The organism is Aliterella sp. E5.1 (assembly GCF_057473825.1).
Genome location: NZ_JBYCCV010000501.1, coordinates 1 through 1,027 on the forward strand (window position 1 = coordinate 1; position 1,027 = coordinate 1,027).

The following is a 1,027-nucleotide window of genomic DNA, read 5'->3' on the forward strand; positions in this document are numbered from 1 at the left end:
GGTGAAGCTCACGACGCTTACCTGGCGCTTTACCACGACCAGGGACTGATTCCGACTAAATTGTTAGCCTTTGACCGGGCGGTCAATACCACCCTGGGGCTGCCTTTTATTCGCACCTCCCCCGACCATGGCACCGCTTTTGATATTGCCGGCAAGGGGATCGCCGATCCTACGAGCTTTAAAGCCGCGATCGCCCTGGCAGTGAAGCTGGCAAGCCAGAAAATCTCCCATTCCCATGAAACCGTGAAATGTCTCTAGCCATCGGTTTCCGGCAGGTCACAACTTGATAACCTTTGCAATATTTATTAATATACTGCAAGGTTAAATAGCCGCAAGATTAAATTAATTCAGTATTTAAGGCTACAAATCCCTATCGACTTGGCTCATACAGTCACTTATTTTTGCTTTTATCATGCAGGGGAGGTCCTATGCTTCAGTCCATCGAGTATTCCCTAGAAGTTATTCAAGATGAAGCCCGGCAGTTGGTTGAAAGAGGCACTTTAAGCCGCCAGCAACCCATTTATGCCCTATGCTGCTACCTTCAAGTCCGAGAATGGACCTTGTTTGAAGCGGAACTGGAAAGAAATGATTTTTTGCTCAGAGACCAAATTGTTGACCTTATAGGCCCTGAGCTCTGGCAGAACGACTAAGCTGATCATGCCTGGCTTCTTGGGCAAACCTTGCCAAAGTATTTTAGGTGTTTAAAGCTAGAACAGATATGCCTGCAACAAGCCCCATCCTGGACCTTAGCGATATGCTAGGATATGTGCCCTCCAACCAGTATGCTGTCTGCTCAGGGTCAATCAGCATATTTTAATTGCCAGGTTTCAATTCCGTTAGCAGTCTTGAGTCTTTTTGATTGGCGATGTCAGATACTTACATTGCTTGGCCAGAGTATCACCAGAAAATTGAGTACCTGGCGGCACGGGTTTATCAATCTGGGTGGCAGTTCAACCAGGTTGTCTGTATTGCCAAAGGTGGACTCCGAGTCGGGGATCTTCTCTCTCGGATTTTTAATCAACCCCTG

General features: G+C 47.2%; 3 protein-coding genes. All 3 read left to right on the forward strand.

Features of this window, described 5'->3' with window-relative positions; translation table 11 throughout:
* A partial coding sequence (locus tag AC2VE5_RS28550) for a 4-hydroxythreonine-4-phosphate dehydrogenase PdxA (RefSeq protein WP_486890882.1) occupies nucleotides 1-258 on the forward strand: 258 nt, incomplete at its 5' end.
* A gap of 170 nt (nucleotides 259-428) precedes the next feature.
* The gene (locus tag AC2VE5_RS28555; RefSeq protein WP_486890883.1) at nucleotides 429-650 is read left to right on the forward strand and encodes a DUF4327 family protein; all 222 of its coding nucleotides are present in this window, start codon (nucleotides 429-431) and stop codon (nucleotides 648-650) included.
* 215 nt (nucleotides 651-865) lie between these two features.
* Nucleotides 866-1,027 (forward strand): phosphoribosyltransferase (locus tag AC2VE5_RS28560; RefSeq protein ID WP_486890884.1); only part of this gene is annotated, 162 nt, incomplete at its 3' end.